The sequence below is a fragment of the Streptomyces sp. RP5T genome, assembly GCF_003933965.1.
Taxonomy (GTDB): Bacteria; Actinomycetota; Actinomycetes; order Streptomycetales; family Streptomycetaceae; genus Streptomyces.
The window spans coordinates 1-711 of the sequence record NZ_RSAJ01001218.1; the positions used below are offsets into that span (position 1 = coordinate 1).

The 711-nt window shown below is 71.3% G+C and carries 1 protein-coding gene; it reads right to left on the minus strand.

All coding sequences use genetic code 11. From position 1 onward, the window contains the following. Position 1 precedes the first annotated feature (1 nt). On the minus strand, positions 2-711 hold a 710-nt coding region (locus EHS43_RS45510; protein WP_125196147.1), incomplete at its 5' end, for an SDR family oxidoreductase.

Here is a 711-nt window from a genome sequence, read left to right on the forward strand (position 1 = left end):
CCTAGGCGCCCGGCCCCTGCAGCAAGGGCATCGGGTCGACCCCCACGCTCCCCGGCAGGAACTCCGCGATCGACTCCGGCGTCCACCCGCCGGAGGCGTACGCGGCACGCAGCTCCCGCGGCTGCTCCCACACCGCGATCTTCGCCCCCGCCACGGTGTACACCTGCCCGGTGATCTCCCGGGCCCGCTCGGACAGCAGGTAGACCACCATGGCGGCCACGTCCTCCGGTTCCCCGATCTCCGCCAGGTCGAAGGGCACGTTCGCCGACATCCGGGTACGGGCGACCGGTGCCACCGCGTTCGCGGTCACCCCGTACTTGTGCATCCCGAGCGCCGCACTGCGCACCAGCGAGATGATCCCGCCCTTGGCCGCGCTGTAGTTCGCCTGCGAGTAGGACCCCTGGTGGTTCCCGCTGGTGAACCCGATCAGCGTGCCGGCCCGCTGCTGCCGCATCACCGCCGAGGCCGCCCGGAAGACGGTGAACGTCCCCTTCAGATGGGTCGCGAGGACCGGATCCCACTCCTGCTCGGACATGTTGAACAACATCCGCTCACGGAGGATCCCGGCCACGCAGACCACGCCGTCGAGCCGCCCGTAGGCCGACAGGGCGGTGTCGACGACCCGCTGCCCGCCCGCCATCGTCGAGATGTCATCGGCCACGGCGACGGCCTCACCGCCGGCCGCCTCGATCTCCTTCACGACCTCCGCGG